This is a genomic window from Marinobacterium lutimaris, from assembly GCF_900108065.1.
GTDB classification, from domain to species: domain Bacteria; phylum Pseudomonadota; class Gammaproteobacteria; order Pseudomonadales; family Balneatricaceae; genus Marinobacterium_D; species Marinobacterium_D lutimaris.
In genome coordinates this window covers 1-14,850 of the sequence record NZ_FNVQ01000011.1, presented here as the reverse complement: position 1 = coordinate 14,850, position 14,850 = coordinate 1, and the positions used below count along the sequence as shown (strand labels likewise).

Genomic DNA, 14,850 nt, shown 5'->3' with positions numbered 1-14,850 from the left:
ACGCCCGCACCGGCAGGCGCATCAGGTACTAAATTCTCTGCAGTGCTTTTTAAACCCATCTTTAGATAAGTTTGATCACATATATTGAATATGTCTCAGCACCGTCTAGGTCAGTGATTTAATATTCCGTTTAACGCCCCACTTTTTCAATCAGCAGCTGGTTAGCATCTATTAAGTTTTACTTAACAAAAAAATGCCTTAGACTGAGCGCAGTCTTCACCGATAAAGCTGCTGAACGATGTCACGAGATCCCAGCCTCAATGGCATGATTTACTTTGAATCCGTTGCTCGAAACGGCCGTGTAGCAAGGGCTGCCGAGGAGTTAAACGTTTCTCCCTCGGCCGTCAGCCAGCAGATCAAGCTGCTGGAAGAACTCCTGGGCATCAGCCTGTTTCGCCGCGAAAAGCGCCAGCTCAGCCTGACCGCCGAAGGGGAACAACTCTACCTGGCGACCACCTCCGCATTCGGCATCCTGCATAACGCGCGGCAGCTCATCTCTCGCCACAGGGATAGTCATCAGTTGATTATTCGGGTCTCTCCAAGCTTTGCGATCCGCTGGCTTAGCCCCAAACTGGCCGATTTTATCCAGAAGCACCCCGAGTGGGATCTCAGGGTAGACGCGAGTCCCGATCCCTCGAACTTCGAACGGGAGGTGGTTGATTTCGATATACGCTATGGGCACAGCTCACTGGCGGGGCTGCACTGCGAAGAGGTGGTATCGGATTATATCCTGCCTATCTGTAGCCCCGCCTATCGTGACGAATTGCGGCGCACCTGTAACTCACCGCTGGAGATGCTGCAAAAGATGCGGCTTGTCGACAGTATCAAAGCGGTGATTCAGTGGGATAACTGGCTGGCACGGCACCGCATCACCCGCAATACTCAAGACACGGCGCTCAGATTCGACCGCTCCTCCATGGCTATTCAGCAAGCGATCAACGGCGTCGGGGTTGTTCTGGAATCCACGACCCTCACCTACGACGAACTCACCTCCGGGACTCTGGTTCCTCTCGTTCCCGAAATGGGAGCCATACGTTTTCCTGCATACAGGATCGTCTGCCCCAGTCGTCACCATAGCCGGAAGCTGGTTCAGGTTTTCATTAACTGGATTTTGCAACAGGCGGAAGCCCACGAAAGCCATATCAGCCGTCTTCTTAACGAGACAAATACGCCGATCTATGATGATCCAGAAGTCTTTTCCTACTTATCAGCTACCAAACCGTAAAGCAATCAATTAAAGGATTAAAAAACCTTCCATTTAATCCTGCTAAAGTCCACATCGGATTTTAAAATAAGTTCCCATATTTATAACACCTATTTAAAAAACGACAGATGCCCACCAGAAGATAGCCACCTGTCGTTTTTAATCACTGGTTAGTAAATAGTCATCGCCGGTACATAGCTGATTAGCGCCAGCACTCCCAGTGCCAACAGATAGAAAGGAATCAGTTCTTTGACTACGCTGCCAACCGAGATGTTGGCGATGCCTGAGGATATATACAAAGTGGTGCCTATCGGTGGCGTATACAGACCGATCGCCAGGTTAACCACCATCATCAGACCCAGCTGTACCGGATCCAGACCGATGGATACCGCGATACCGGCAAATAGCGGCCCTAACAGCAGCATCGCTGCGGGCAGGTCAAGGAAAGTCCCCACGATCAGCATGATGATGTTCATCGCCAGAATCACCATCCAGGGCTCGGAGAGGGAGCCGGTCACCCAATGGGTCAGATGCTGGGGCACCTGCTCCATGGTCAGCAGCCACTGGATGATGGACGATGCCATAATGATCGCCATCACGGCGCCTGTCATTACCCCGGTTTCCAGCAAGGCGGAACGGATGGCCGCCCAATTGAGATCCCGATACACCAGGATCCCGATAACCAGGCCATAAGCTACCGCCATCACACTGACCTCGGTGGGCGTCGCGACGCCGAAGCGCAGCGTGCCGATAACGAAGACAGGCATCAGCAACGCCGGCAGGGCGTGTTTGATTTCCGCTTTCCATTTTTTCCAGCCCCCTTCAACCCTGGCAGCCGGGAATCCACGTCGCAGTGCCGCAAACCAGGTCAACGCCAGCATGCCGACGCCCAGCAGAATCCCCGGAATAATGCCTGCGACAAACAGATCGATAATCGAGGTACTGGACACCAGGCTATACAGAATCAAAGGAATTGAAGGCGGTATAAGCACTGATATTGTGGAGGACGCAGAGTTGACAGCTGCGGCAAACCCCGCTGGATAACCGTTCTGTTTCTGTACGGGAATCAATGCATTACCCAGTGCCGAAGCATCGGCCACCGCCGAACCGGAGACTCCGCCAAAAACAACCGAACCCACCACGCTTACATGGCACATGCCCCCTTTGAAGCGCCCCACCAGCAACTTGGCAAAGTTAACTAGGTGTTCACCGAAGCGTCCCGACATCATCAGGCTTCCCGCCAAAATAAAGAAGGGGATCGCCAACATGGGGAAGCTCTGTGTCGGGGTATAGAGCCGCTGAGCAATCACCGCAAGAGATTTACCATCTAGCAGCAGAACGATGCCGGAAGTACCGATCATAGCGAAGGCTACCGGTACGGCAAGCAGTAGGAGAATGGGAAACACCCAAATAAAAATCGCGGTCATTATTATTATCTCCGCATTAATAGATTGGCTTAGCTAAAGTTGGACTCCGATGGACTAGCAACCTCCATCTTCTGACCCAGCAAGTACTCGGTCAGGTTCAACAACGAGATCAGGGCGATCATCGAAAAGGCATATAGCAGGCTGCTATAACCATAGATTTGCGCAACGCCGGTTTCAGCCAGGTGGCTGTACTGGGCAGCCTTAACGATAGGCACCGAGTAGTAGACAACCCCCACCGATATCGCACAGGTAAAGGCACTGATCAGAATCGCCAGCATCCATCGCAGGCGCTCTGGCAGCATCTTGATAATCGCATCGACAGCAATATTGCGCCCCTGTGCTGTAGCCATCACAAGGCCACCGGCCACAGCCCAGGGAAACAGGATCGAGGGAATCTCGTAAGCCCAGGTAATACCCGAACCGAACAGGTAACGCAGCCCGACATTGACCAGAATCGCCAGAAACATGGTCACCAGGGTAGCTATAACAATGGTCGCACTGGCGAAATTAATGGCCCCCACGACACGCGTAATTTTGCTGCGGACCCAGGCGAAGCGCGAACGCTCCCCCTGTGCCGCAGATACGCACTTATCTACTGGCATATCCATAAAGGCACCCATTACTGTGCCGCCTCGCGCAGCTCGCTCACGAAGTCGCCCAGCTCGCTTTCGTACTTGTCATATACCGAAGCTGTGGCCTTGATTAACGCCTCTCGGTCAACATCGCTGAACTTGGCCCCTTCCCCTTCCATCACAGTCTGCAGCTTCTGATTGGCCAACATGTTCTGCCCGCGCTGGAACCAGCCCGCCTGTTTAGCGGCGGCGGTAACACATGCCTGATCCTCGGATGACAGCGAATTCCACCAGCCTAGACCCGCTACCACCGGAGTACTCTCGTACTTGTGCCCGGTCATGGAGATATAGGGGGTGATCTCGTGCAACTTGGCTGAATAGATGTTGGTCAACGGGTTTTCCTGGCCATCGAAAGCACCGCTGCGCAGCGCTGTCGGCAGTTCACTCCAGGCAAGTGGAGCCGGATTCGCACCCAGCGCCTTGAAAATATCGATGGTCACCTGATCCGGCGGCGTGCGGATTTTCATTCCCTCCAGATCGGCAGGCTTGGCCACAAATTTGCTGGTATGGGTCACATTGCGAAAACCGTTATCCCAAAACGCCACGATCTTGAGGCCGGCCTGTTGCGCTTTCTTATCCAGCTCCTGTCCGATTTTGCCATCCAATACCCGCCAAACTGTGGGCTCATCGGCAAACAGGAACGGCAAACCCAGCATTCCCACTTCCGGCACGATCTGCGCCAGGGCCCCCTGAGAGTTAGCGCTCATCTGAATCACCCCGGCCTGGGCGGAAGTGAGCATCTCCGCATCGTTCCCCAGGGTGGCTGAATGCGCGTGGTTAACGCTTAGGTCAGAGCAGGAGGGGATTATGGCCGAGAACATTTCTGCGGCCTCGTAGCGGGGGTTGCCAGGATTTGCGCCATGCGCGAAAACCAATTCGTCCGCCTGGGCCACAGCGGTAGTAGCTGCAACGGAAACAACGGATAGGGCGAGCAGACTTTTGCCAATTACTTGCATTATTTTCTCCCAGAAATTCTTAGTCTTATTGTGTAACCCAGCCTCAGGCAGGCTGTGTTCTAGGTCGAGTCACAAGCATTGCCCGCCGACCCTGCCTCATTCAATGCACTCCTCTTAACGATTTGATTAGCAGTGCTAAACAATGAGCCCGGCGTTTTCCGTTAGGCTGTGCGAATCTCCGAACAGGTCTCAACTCAACAACTTCTAACAACCTGAGGCCGCATAACCTTTTAACAGGAGCCGGATTCGTGCCTACCCCAACCCCCCTCCGATTTCTTCAATCACTGTTTGACCGTGCTGTCGAAGTGGCCGACCCTCTACGCTCCCTCGCTGAGCATTTACCAGAACGTCCCAAGGGGCGTGTAGTGGTGGTAGGCGCAGGTAAAGCCAGTGCACGGATGGCGGAGGCGGTAGAAGCGGCTTGGGGCCCGTGTGAAGGCCTTGTGATTACCCGTTACGGCTACTCCCGCCCCTGCCAGCAGATCGAAATTGTGGAGGCCGCACACCCGGTGCCCGACCAGGCGGGTTTAAAAGCGACAGGCCGCATCCTTGAGCTGCTTAACAGCCTGCAGGAAGACGATTTCGTACTGGCCCTGATCTCCGGCGGCGCCTCTTCTCTGCTGATTCAGCCTGCAGGCGCCATTTCGCTGGATGAAAAGCAGGCGCTCAATGCTGCACTGCTCAGTTCTGGCGCACCCATCGATCAGATGAACACCGTGCGCAAACATATCAGCCGCATCAAAGGCGGACAGTTAGCGGCCGCCGCCTATCCGGCCAGAATGCTTAGCCTGATGATCTCCGACGTACCCGGCGATAACCCTGCCTTCATCGGCTCAGGGCCAACCTGTGGCGATAATTCCACCTCAGCCGACGCCCTCAAAGTACTGGATACCTGGTCTATCGACACCCCGAAGTCTGTGCTCACAGCATTGAGCCAACCTACCGGGGTTATCCCCATTGGCGACAGCCGCATCTCCAGAACTGAAAACCTGATCTATGCTGCGCCCTCTCAGTCACTCCGTGCTGCTGCAGAATTAGTCGAGAGCCAGGTGGTCAGAGTCCGGATTCTGGGTGACGACCTGGAGGGGGAAGCCCGAGAAGTTGCCGCGGATCACGCGCAACTGGCGCTCCGTTTGCGGGACTCGATGCAAAACACAGATTCACCACTCCTTCTGCTATCTGGCGGCGAACTGACAGTGACACGTCGAGGTGGAGGTATTGGCGGTCCGAATGCGGAATATTGCCTGGCCCTTGCGTTAGCACTTCAAGGCTGCGAGGGGATTTACGCCCTTGCCTGCGATACCGACGGCGTCGACGGTGCGGCGGAGGTGGCCGGCGCCGTTATCGGCCCCGACACCCTGCAAAAAGCGAAGGCCGCTCGGATGTGCCCAGACACCGCACTGAGCAACAACGACGCGCATAGTTTCTTCGCTGCCATCGACAGCCAAGTCGTTACCGGCCCGACTCTCACCAATGTGAACGATTTTCGGGCCATTCTCATCACTCCACCCACTAATTAACAACCTGAGGAGGTGAAGGATGTCCGTGCTGTTAGGCTGTATAGCCGATGATTTTACCGGTGCCAGTGACCTGGCAAGTTTTCTGGTTGCCTCAGGCATGCACACCGTACAGTTGCTGGGGGTCCCCGAGAAGCCTGTCGACCTGAGCCAGGCCGATGCGGTCGTAATTGCACTGAAGTCGCGTACTCAGGAGCCTGACCAGGCGGTAGCCGATTCGCTCGAGGCCCTCCAGTGGCTACGTCAGCTTGAGTGCAGCCAATACTATTTCAAGTATTGCTCAACTTTCGATTCAACCGACAAGGGCAATATCGGCCCGGTGGCCGATGCATTGCTCGCGGCCCTCGGCGAGACATTTACAGTCGCAAGCCCCGCTTTGCCGGTCAACGGGCGCACTGTCTACAACGGTTATCTGTTTGCCAATGGCGTTTTGCTGAACGAGAGTGGCATGGAACATCACCCTCTGACGCCGATGCGCGATGCCAACCTGCTGCGCATACTGAGTGCTCAAACCTCGGGCAAGGTCGGGCTTATTGTCCATGACACCCTTGCCCAAGGCAGCGCTATAACCCGGTCCGCGTTGGTCACACTAGCAGAAGATTATCGCTACGCCATAGTCGATGTCCTGAGTCAGGACGACCTTGTTACCCTGTCTCATGCCTGTGCTGACCTTCGTCTGGTGACCGGCAGCTCAGGGCTTGCGGTAGGGCTTGCGGACAACTTCGAAGCCAGAGGAGTGTTTCGCAAACGCCAGGACGCAGCAGAGCTGCCCCCGGTTGCCGGCGACGCTGTGGTCCTCTCAGGCAGTTGCTCGAAAGCCACACGGGACCAAGTCGATGCATTTAAGAGCACTCATCCTGCGTTAAAAATCTGCCCTCTGGCACTGCACAACGCGGAGCTCAATGCCGATCAGGTGGTGCATTGGTTTATCGAACATCGGGCTCAGGGGCCGGTATTGATCTACGCCAGCGACCACCCAGAGGCTGTCTCACACAGCCAGACTCTGCTCGGCATCGAACAGGCAGGTCAACGGATCGAAGAGTTGATGTCTGAAGTGGCGCGTCGCTTGAGTGACCTGGGAGTAACCCGGTTTGTCGTTGCCGGTGGCGAAACATCGGGCGCCGCGGTACAGGCTCTGGGGATAACTGCATTGAAGATAGGCCCAGCCATAGCACCCGGGGTGCCGTTAACCCAAACGTTGGAGCAAACACCCCGGCTGCTGGCACTTAAATCTGGCAATTTCGGCGAGCGCGAGTTTTTCACTCAGGCGCTGGAGATGATGCAATGAGCGGTAATGAAAATACCCTGAGAGAGCAGATCACCTTTTTTGGCCGCTCCCTTTTCGAACGGGGACTGACAGCGGGTAGCTCTGGCAACATTGGCCTGCGGCTAGAGGATGGCTGGCTGATGACCCCCACCAACTGCTGTCTTGGCAACATCGACCCAGCCGATATCTCGCGCTTGGACCTGCATGGAAATTTGCTGTCGGGGAAAGCGCCCTCAAAGGAGTTTTTCCTGCATAAGGCGTTTCTCGACCACCGCCCGGATGACCGGGCTGTTGTGCACCTGCACTCCACCTATGCCACTGCCATTTCCTGCCTTCCAGGCATCGATCCTATGAATGTATTACCGCCACTGACGCCCTACTCGATCATGCGTTTCGGCAAGGTTGCTCTAACACCCTACCACCGACCGGGTGACAAACGTCTTGGCGATGAGATCGCCAAGGTCGCCAGCGATTACCGTGCCGTATTGCTGGCCAATCACGGTCCCATCGTTGCCGGAAAAAGCCTGAAAGCAGCGGTCTACGCGGCCGAAGAGCTGGAGGCCACCGCCAAGCTGTTCATGCTGCTGTTAGACCGGAATCCCCGCCTGCTCACCCCGGAGCAAGTCGATGAACTGAACAACTCACCGGAACCTCAACAGAGCGATGCCAGCGGGGGCTGCTGTTAGCCTGGGTTTTCAGAACGCTGGGCTGAGAAGATCAGTCCCGGGCGACACCGTTGAGCAGGTGGTAGCTGCGGATAACCTGGCTATCATCGGCGCGTCCATCTCCCCTGCCGGATGTGGACAGGAACATCTGATGGGCACTGGCGGCGAGCGGCAGTGCAGCCTGCACTTCACGCCCGGTCTCCAGCACGATGCCCAGATCCTTCACGAAAATATCCACGGCGCTGGTCACTTCCGGTTCGCTTTCAAGCATTCGCGGTCCGCGGTTTTTCAGCATCCAGCTCGACGCCGCCGAACCGCCCATGATCTCCAGCAGGATGTCGAGATCGACGCCCACTTTAGCTGCCAGCGAGATCGCCTCGGCAACAACCGCAATATGCACTCCGCACAGCAACTGGTTCACGGTTTTTACCACGGCGCCCTGCCCAGGCTTTTCGCCAACGTGGAAAATACGCTCACCGACCGCCTGGAAGACCGCCAACTGCTCGGCGTAGGTTTGCTCCGGGCAGGCGGCCATAATGGTCAGCGATCCAGCTTCAGCCCCCACAACGCCACCGGACACAGGCGCATCGATAAACTGGCGGCCCTGCGCCATAACCCGAGCCGCTATTTGTGCGACCTGCCCTTGGGGACAGGTCGCCATCAGGCAAACCGTCCCCTCTGGGTTAAGCGCCGCCAGCGCCCCCTGATCAAACAGGACCTGTTCCGCCTGGCCAGCGTTCACCACCATCAAAATGAGCATATCGGCGCCGGCAGCCGCTTCCTGGACGGAGGACGCGAGCTGCCCACCTGCCTGTTTCAGGCTATCCAAGGCGGTGGGGTTCAGATCAATCCCCCTGACATTGAATCCTGCTTTCAACAGATTTTTGGCCATAGGAAGCCCCATCGCGCCGAGACCGGCGAATGCGATTGTTTGCATTATTGTTATCCTCAGTGGATTAAGACGAAAGCTGGCCCCGCTGGTATACGGGGCTTAACAGCGATCAGTAAATGATGACGGCCGGTACAAAAGAGATCAGTCCCAGTACAGCAATGGCAACCATATAGAAGGGCCAGAGTTCCTTGGCGATCCGCCCCACGGACTCGCGCGAGATGGCTGCGGATATAAACAGCGTCGTCCCCACCGGCGGGGTAAACAGGCCGATACTCAGGTTGACCGCCATCATCACACCCAGCTGTACCAGATCCAGACCGATGGCATTGGCGATAGCAACAAAGGTCGGCCCAAGCAGCAGAATGGCCGCGGGCAGATCCAGGAACATTCCCACCATCAGCATGATCAGATTCATCATCAGTATAATCATGATCGGTGACTTGAGGGTTTCCAGCGCCCATTCAGCGACAATCGTCGGAATCGACTCCATGGTCAGAACAAAGCCAACCAGGTTGGAAGCCGCGATCACCAGCATAACCACACCGGTAGTGATTGCAGTGTGGGTCAGCGCTTCGTAGAAGCGTTTCGGGGTCAAATCCCGGTAGACGACTGAGCTGACAAAAAGGCCATAGGCCACCGCCAGCACACTGACTTCGGTCGGTGTTGCGATTCCCGCCCGCAGCAGCACAACGATAAACGCAGGCATCAACAACGCCGGTGCCGCCTTGATCGTCGCCTGCAGGATGTCATTAAAGGTAATGTTATCCATCAGACGCGGGAAGTTGCGCAGCCGCCCGGACAGATAGCAGGTCATCATAAAGCCGAAGCAGAGCAGCAAGCCCGGCAATACACCTGCCAGGAACAGAGAGGCGATCGACTGGTTGGATACCGTAGCGAAAAGGATCAGCGGAATCGACGGTGGAATCAGCCCTGCAATCACCGAAGAGGACGCAGTAACGGAAGCCGAAAATGCGCCGGGATAACCTTCACGCTTCTGCCAGGGGATCAACATGGCCCCCAGGGCAGAGGCCTCAGCTACCGCGGAACCCGACACGCCACCAAACACGGTAGACCCAACCACCGTCACCTGCCCCAGGCCGCCATGAAAGCGCCCCACCAGTGAGGTGGCGAAGTGGATCAGTCGCTTACCCAGCTCGCCCCCCATCATCAGGCTACCGGAGAGCATGAAAAACGGGATCGCCAACAGAGGAAAACTCTGTGTCGGCTGGAACACCTTAACTACTGCAGCGACTGCAGGCATACCACCAACAAAGATGGCCGCCACACTGGCGCTGATAATCAGGGCATAGCCGACAGGCAGGGCCAGCACCAGCAGCGCAAAAAATATGAGAATCATCGTGAGGGTCATACATCCTCCTCGATATGGTGTTTACGCACACTGTGCGGGTTATCAGCCAACAGCAGGCGGGCAAAAGTGGTAATCGCCGTAATCCCCAGGCCGACAAAGCCGACAATCATGGCCAGGTAGGCCCAGCGAGCGGTGATGCCAGTTACCGGATACATTTCGCTTCCAGTAATTTCGATCACACCGAGACCTACCCAGGCCAGGTAGAAAAAGGTCGCCGTGATCAGAACCTGATGCGACAGCATCAGCACGCGGTTGCCGGTACGTCCGAGCAGGACATTGAGCGCGGTCACTGCGATGTGCTGCCCTCGCTGAGCCCCCAGGACAATTCCTCCCATAACCAGCCAGGGAAAGAGAATATTGGGCATTTCGGTAGGCCATCCCATGCCCTGATTGGTGAGGTAGCGGACAATCACCTCGGCCATTAACGAAATAAACATAATGGCCAGAGAGCCGATCGCAGCCACCGTACTGGCGACTACGATCGATGCGTCCACCCACTCCACCACTCGAGTTGTCACGCCCTTTTTGGCGGCAACCTTGGGTAAGTGGGCACTGTTCATTGTTTGGCTGCCTCCGAAGTTACCAGATCAACCAGTTCCGGATACTTCTCATGCCATTCGTCGTAAACCGACTTGGTTTTGGCTGCGAATGGAGCGATATCGACGGTATTGATCTCAACACCGGCATCCTGCAGTTTCTGTATCAGCTCTGCATCTGCTTTAATCGACATTTCGCGATTCAGCTTACCGGCTTCGACAGCGGCTTCCTTGACCGCCTGCTGGTCTTCCTTGGAGAGCTGGCTCCAGATGATCTTGCTGGCCAGCAACGGCGTGGTTTCATACTTGTGGCCGGTCAGGGAGATATACTTCTGCACCTCATGCAGCTTGGAGGAATAGATGTTCATCAGCGGGTTTTCCTCGCCGTCGAACACGCCCTGCTGCAAAGCGATGTACAATTCGGAGAACGCCAGCGGACCGGGGTTTGCGCCAAGGGCGGTAAAGATATCCAGGGTCATCGGATCCGGCGGGGTGCGCAGCTTGATACCGGCCAGGTCTTCCGGCGTTTTGATCGGGCGCACGTTATTGCTGACATGACGCATACCGTTGTCCCAAAGCGCCAGCAACACCAGTCCTTTTTGCTCGGCCAGTTCGTTGAGTTTGTCCCCTACCGGGCCATCAACCACTTTGTAGGCATGTTCCAGACTGTTGAACAGGAACGGCAAACCGATCACGCCGAACTGCGGAACGATGTTGGAAGTCGTACCCTGGGAGTTCGCACTGAAAGCCAGTGTACCCAGGCGCATGTTGGTCAGCGACTCGACATCATCACCATACTGGGCGCTACCACCCACTTCCACGCGAACGCGACCGTCGGTTTTTTCTTCAACCAGTTCGGCAAACTTCAGCGAAGCTTCCGCCTTGGGATTGCCCGGGGCCGCGTTATGCGACAGGCGCAGAACCTGCTCGGCCCAGGCGGAAGATGCGTTCAACGCCAGTGCGGCGGCCACTGCGATAAGTGTTTTTTTCATGACTATTACCTTGTTTTTCTTGTGATATTTTGGGCAACGCGACCAGCCACGTTGCATTCAGTCATTAAGCCTTAGCTGGACATGTTCCATGTCTTCGGAACATGGGTTGTGCGTAATGGTTACTGTCTCCCGTTTAATAGCCATCATTGATGGTGTGGAGCCGCCCCTGGCTCCACACCGAAACAAGCAATGATGGCGTCATGCATGATCTCTTGATTATTTCAGCAGTGATGAGCGCTCTATCTAACCCAATTCTTGATCGTATTCGACATAACCTCAGTCGATATACCGTAACGATCATGCAGAGTCGGCAGTGCACCTGCATCGAGGAAAGCATCAGGCAGCGCAATCTGGCGGAACTGAGGTGTTACCCCCGCTCGCAGCAGTTCGGTACCGATCGCCTCTCCCAAGCCACCGATGGTGGTATGGTTCTCCGCAACAACTACCAGTCGCCCGAGTCGTCCGGCTTCACGAAGAATGGTTGAGGTATCCAGCGGTTTGATGGTGGGGACGTGCAATACCGCCACATCCACATTATCCGCCTCAAGCTCCTTGGCGACTTCCAGTGCTCGCATAGTCATGATGCCTGACGAGATCACCAGCACATCGCGCCCGTCACGAATCAACTTGGCCTTACCCAGCTCGAATTTGTAGTCATACTCATCCAGCACCATCGGCACCTTACCACGCAACAGGCGCATGTAAATCGGGCCCTTATGGTCAGCCACAGCAGGGACCATCTGCTCGATATCGAGTGCATCGCAGGGATCGATGACCGTCATGCCAGGCATGGCACGCATCAGTGCCAGATCTTCCGCCGCCTGGTGGCTCGGACCGTACCCGGTGGTCAGCCCGGGCAGAGCGCAGGCGATTTTCACATTCAGGTTATCTTCGGCAATCGCCTGGTGCATGAAGTCATAGGCACGACGAGTCGCAAATACGGCGTAGGTGGTCACGAAGGGCATAGCGCCCTCGTGCGCGAACCCTGCCGCCGCGCCCATCAACAGTTGCTCCGCCATACCCATCTGATAAAAGCGCTCGGGAAAGGCTTCACGAAAGATATGCAGGTCCGTGTACTTCGCAAGATCCGCAGTCATGCCGACAATGTCTGAACGCTCTTCAGCCAGCTTCTTGAGCGCATGGCCAAAAGGTGCCGATGCGGTACGCTGACCTTCCCCCGCGATCGACGCGATCATCGCGGATGTTTTGAGCTTCGGTTTGTTCGTACTCATGCTTTTCTCCCGGCTTCCAGTGCGCTCAGTGCCAACTGCCATTCATGCTCGTCAACGCGAATAAAGTGGTTTTTCTCGCGCTCTTCCAGGAAAGGAACGCCACAGCCCATGAGGGTATCGGCAATAATCATTCGCGGTTTGGCTTCGGGATGCTTGCGAGCGGCTTCGAACGCGGCAGCCACAGCTTCGATGTCATTACCGTCGACACGCTGGGTGAACCAGCCGAAAGCTTCCATCTTCTCGGTCAATGGCTCGAACGCCATGATCTGGCTCGAAGGGCCATCCGCCTGCTGGTTGTTAACGTCGACGATGGCGATCATGTTATCGAGCTTCCAGTGCGCGGCGGACATCAGTGCTTCCCAGACCGCACCCTCATCAAGCTCACCGTCAGAGAACAGCGTATAGACGAATGAATCGGAGTTTTTGTGCTTGAGTCCCAGCGCGTGACCTACAGCAATAGTCAGCCCCTGTCCCAGGGAACCACCCGACATCTCCATTCCGGGCGTGTAACTCGCCATGCCAGACATCGGCAGACGGCTGTCATCACTGCCATAGGTTTCGAGTTCTTCTTCGGGGATGATGCCCGCTTCGATCAAAGCGGCATACAGAGCAATGGCGTAATGGCCATTGGACAGGAGGAAACGGTCACGACCGTCCCACTCGGGGTCTTCAGGGCGAAATTTCATTTCCTGGCAATAAGCCACGGCCAGTACATCCGCGATATCCAAAGCCTGGCCAACATAGCCTTGCCCCTGGACCTCACCCATTAGCAGCGCATTCCGACGTATGCGATATGCATGCTCGGCCAGCTCGGCGCGGCTTTTTGTATTTGTCTCCACGCGTATCTCCTCAATTTAGTCGCCTCATCTGCGAGGCCTGTTATCGCGACGGCTTGACCCTCGCGACCACTACGTAAACAGGCTAAGGCGTTGCAAAACAGCGCTCAAACGAATTAATCTGGCCGATAGATGAACTGAGCTCAGGTGAAACATGCGAAACCATCCTCCCATTAAAGCGATTCAAGCCTTCGAAGCCGCGGCTCGGCTATCGTCATTTGCCCTTGCAGCGGAGGAGCTGTTCGTAACGCCCTCAGCGGTAAGCCACCAAATCAAGCTGTTAGAAGAGCAATTCGGAATCAAACTTTTCCATCGCATACACCGAGCGGTACAGCTCACCGATGCGGGCCGTCGATATGCTGAAGAAGTCACAGGCGCCTTCAACCGCATTGACAGGGCCACCAAAGAACTCGGTCGCACCGCCCGAAGCGACATCCTCAATGTGCATTCCACCCCAAGTTTTGCGGGCCAGTGGCTGATGCCACGGCTTGCCCGCTTCAACGCCAGCCAGTCCGATATCGATGTACGTTTGAACGCCACTTATCCGGTACCAGATGATTTACTGTTGCAAGGCATTGATATCGACATTCGGTATGGCATGCGACGACTGCAACCTGCAGGCACCATGGTGCTGCCGTTTCCACCGGAAACGATTGTCCCGCTGTGCTCGCCAGAACTGGCGGACGGAGAGCACCCTATTCGCTCTGTGACTGACCTACGCCACCACACCTTGATTCATAGCGAGATATGCCTGATAGGTTGGCGTGACTGGCTACGCCAATATCGCAAAGTTAAGCTCGATATCTCGCGAGGTCCTCGATTCGATCGTTCATTTATGGCTATCTCCGCAGCCGTAGATGGCATGGGGGTTTTGCTGGATAGTCTGCTGTTGGTACAACGAGAGCTGGAGAGTGGAAAACTTGTTGCCCCCCTGGGCCTTGAAGGGCCAAAGGTCCAAGGTTACACCTTCAATGTTCTAAAGAGTCAGGCCGACTTGCCCAAAATCCGTGCATTTCAGGACTGGCTGTTTGGAGAACTTGAGAGAGATGCTATTCATTTTAAACATCGATCAGAGAACTAACGATAGGCATAACCGCACTTTATGGGTAACACGTGCTAAATCCATTAGAGGGCTTTTAGGTCTGTATCATTACTATACTAATCCACTGATTTTAATGAACTTAATCTTTCTTATTCCGCACATTCATTTGACCAGAAAAGAATTCTCAGGGGTTCTACCCCGTTTCCACGGACGGTTTTAAAACGGCGGATAGTTTCAAATCCTGAGCAGCGACTCTACGCCGCATCCTGGGATTATGAAACCG

At 55.5% G+C, this 14,850-nt stretch carries 14 protein-coding genes; 5 read left to right on the top strand and 9 right to left on the bottom strand.

The window, feature by feature from the left end; translation table 11 throughout:
* Positions 1-238: 238 nt before the first annotated feature.
* Positions 239-1,225, top strand: coding sequence for a LysR substrate-binding domain-containing protein (locus C4S72_RS25130; RefSeq protein ID WP_104005961.1), 987 nt, complete (start codon positions 239-241; stop codon positions 1,223-1,225).
* A gap of 149 nt (positions 1,226-1,374) precedes the next feature.
* Here the strand turns inward: C4S72_RS25130 and C4S72_RS25125 are convergent, their stop codons facing one another.
* The 3 genes from C4S72_RS25125 to C4S72_RS25115 are packed head-to-tail and all read right to left on the bottom strand — an operon-like array spanning position 1,375 to position 4,219.
* Positions 1,375-2,631 carry a TRAP transporter large permease gene (locus C4S72_RS25125; protein WP_104005960.1) on the bottom strand — a complete coding sequence of 419 codons (1,257 nt, stop codon included), beginning with the start codon at positions 2,629-2,631 and terminating at the stop codon, positions 1,375-1,377.
* Between the two features lie 29 nt (positions 2,632-2,660).
* Complete coding sequence (locus tag C4S72_RS25120; protein ID WP_160115597.1) at positions 2,661-3,239, bottom strand: TRAP transporter small permease; 579 nt, start codon at positions 3,237-3,239, stop codon at positions 2,661-2,663.
* Between the two features lie 11 nt (positions 3,240-3,250).
* Positions 3,251-4,219 carry a TRAP transporter substrate-binding protein gene (locus tag C4S72_RS25115; RefSeq protein WP_104005958.1) on the bottom strand — a complete coding sequence of 323 codons (969 nt, stop codon included), beginning with the start codon at positions 4,217-4,219 and terminating at the stop codon, positions 3,251-3,253.
* Positions 4,220-4,467: 248 nt separating this feature from the next.
* Here C4S72_RS25115 and C4S72_RS25110 point away from each other — a divergent pair, with 248 nt between their 5' ends.
* From C4S72_RS25110 to otnC, 3 genes are read left to right on the top strand one after another with little or no spacing between them, the layout of a single operon-like run.
* Entirely contained in the window at positions 4,468-5,739 is a 1,272-nt protein-coding gene (locus tag C4S72_RS25110) for a glycerate kinase type-2 family protein (protein WP_104005957.1), read from the top strand.
* 19 nt (positions 5,740-5,758) lie between these two features.
* The gene (gene otnK / locus C4S72_RS25105; RefSeq protein ID WP_104005956.1) at positions 5,759-7,024 is read left to right on the top strand and encodes a 3-oxo-tetronate kinase; all 1,266 of its coding nucleotides are present in this window, start codon (positions 5,759-5,761) and stop codon (positions 7,022-7,024) included.
* Positions 7,021-7,689 (top strand): 3-oxo-tetronate 4-phosphate decarboxylase, encoded by a 669-nt coding sequence (gene otnC / locus C4S72_RS25100; RefSeq protein WP_104005955.1) that lies wholly within the window; start codon positions 7,021-7,023, stop codon positions 7,687-7,689. Before otnK ends, otnC begins: the two co-directional genes overlap by 4 nt.
* Before the next feature lie 31 nt (positions 7,690-7,720).
* Here the strand turns inward: otnC and C4S72_RS25095 are convergent, their stop codons facing one another.
* The 6 genes from C4S72_RS25095 to C4S72_RS25070 form a co-directional block, all read right to left on the bottom strand.
* A complete protein-coding gene (locus C4S72_RS25095) occupies positions 7,721-8,605 on the bottom strand; it encodes an NAD(P)-dependent oxidoreductase (RefSeq protein WP_104005954.1) in 885 nt (294 codons plus the stop codon).
* Positions 8,606-8,669: 64 nt separating this feature from the next.
* Positions 8,670-9,929, bottom strand: a complete 1,260-nt coding sequence (locus tag C4S72_RS25090) for a TRAP transporter large permease (RefSeq protein ID WP_104005953.1) — start codon at positions 9,927-9,929, stop codon at positions 8,670-8,672.
* Entirely contained in the window at positions 9,926-10,489 is a 564-nt protein-coding gene (locus C4S72_RS25085) for a TRAP transporter small permease (protein ID WP_200826905.1), read from the bottom strand. The genes C4S72_RS25090 and C4S72_RS25085 overlap by 4 nt, the downstream gene beginning before the upstream one ends.
* The gene (locus C4S72_RS25080) at positions 10,486-11,457 is read right to left on the bottom strand and encodes a TRAP transporter substrate-binding protein (RefSeq protein WP_104005952.1); all 972 of its coding nucleotides are present in this window, start codon (positions 11,455-11,457) and stop codon (positions 10,486-10,488) included. Before C4S72_RS25080 ends, C4S72_RS25085 begins: the two co-directional genes overlap by 4 nt.
* Before the next feature lie 239 nt (positions 11,458-11,696).
* Positions 11,697-12,689 carry a transketolase family protein gene (locus C4S72_RS25075; RefSeq protein ID WP_104005951.1) on the bottom strand — a complete coding sequence of 331 codons (993 nt, stop codon included), beginning with the start codon at positions 12,687-12,689 and terminating at the stop codon, positions 11,697-11,699.
* Positions 12,686-13,528 carry a transketolase gene (locus C4S72_RS25070; RefSeq protein WP_200826904.1) on the bottom strand — a complete coding sequence of 281 codons (843 nt, stop codon included), beginning with the start codon at positions 13,526-13,528 and terminating at the stop codon, positions 12,686-12,688. The genes C4S72_RS25075 and C4S72_RS25070 overlap by 4 nt, the downstream gene beginning before the upstream one ends.
* A 151-nt stretch (positions 13,529-13,679) precedes the next feature.
* Between C4S72_RS25070 and gcvA the strand changes: the two genes are divergently transcribed.
* On the top strand, positions 13,680-14,606 hold the full coding sequence (gene gcvA, locus C4S72_RS25065; RefSeq protein ID WP_104005950.1) for a transcriptional regulator GcvA: 927 nt from the start codon (positions 13,680-13,682) through the stop codon (positions 14,604-14,606).
* Positions 14,607-14,850 lie beyond the last annotated feature (244 nt).

Excerpts from the sequence above, each read along its gene's own strand:
- C4S72_RS25085 (WP_200826905.1), bottom strand. The coding sequence starts at position 10,489 with ATGAACAGTGCCCACTTACCCAAGGTTGCCGCCAAAAAGGGCGTGACA.
- otnC (WP_104005955.1), top strand. The coding sequence starts at position 7,021 with ATGAGCGGTAATGAAAATACCCTGAGAGAGCAGATCACCTTTTTTGGC.
- otnK (WP_104005956.1), top strand. The coding sequence starts at position 5,759 with ATGTCCGTGCTGTTAGGCTGTATAGCCGATGATTTTACCGGTGCCAGT.
- C4S72_RS25090 (WP_104005953.1), bottom strand. The coding sequence starts at position 9,929 with ATGACCCTCACGATGATTCTCATATTTTTTGCGCTGCTGGTGCTGGCC.
- C4S72_RS25130 (WP_104005961.1), top strand. The coding sequence starts at position 239 with ATGTCACGAGATCCCAGCCTCAATGGCATGATTTACTTTGAATCCGTT.
- C4S72_RS25120 (WP_160115597.1), bottom strand. The coding sequence starts at position 3,239 with ATGGATATGCCAGTAGATAAGTGCGTATCTGCGGCACAGGGGGAGCGT.
- C4S72_RS25075 (WP_104005951.1), bottom strand. The coding sequence starts at position 12,689 with ATGAGTACGAACAAACCGAAGCTCAAAACATCCGCGATGATCGCGTCG.
- C4S72_RS25080 (WP_104005952.1), bottom strand. The coding sequence starts at position 11,457 with ATGAAAAAAACACTTATCGCAGTGGCCGCCGCACTGGCGTTGAACGCA.
- C4S72_RS25095 (WP_104005954.1), bottom strand. The coding sequence starts at position 8,605 with ATGCAAACAATCGCATTCGCCGGTCTCGGCGCGATGGGGCTTCCTATG.
- gcvA (WP_104005950.1), top strand. The coding sequence starts at position 13,680 with ATGCGAAACCATCCTCCCATTAAAGCGATTCAAGCCTTCGAAGCCGCG.
- C4S72_RS25115 (WP_104005958.1), bottom strand. The coding sequence starts at position 4,219 with ATGCAAGTAATTGGCAAAAGTCTGCTCGCCCTATCCGTTGTTTCCGTT.
- C4S72_RS25125 (WP_104005960.1), bottom strand. The coding sequence starts at position 2,631 with ATGACCGCGATTTTTATTTGGGTGTTTCCCATTCTCCTACTGCTTGCC.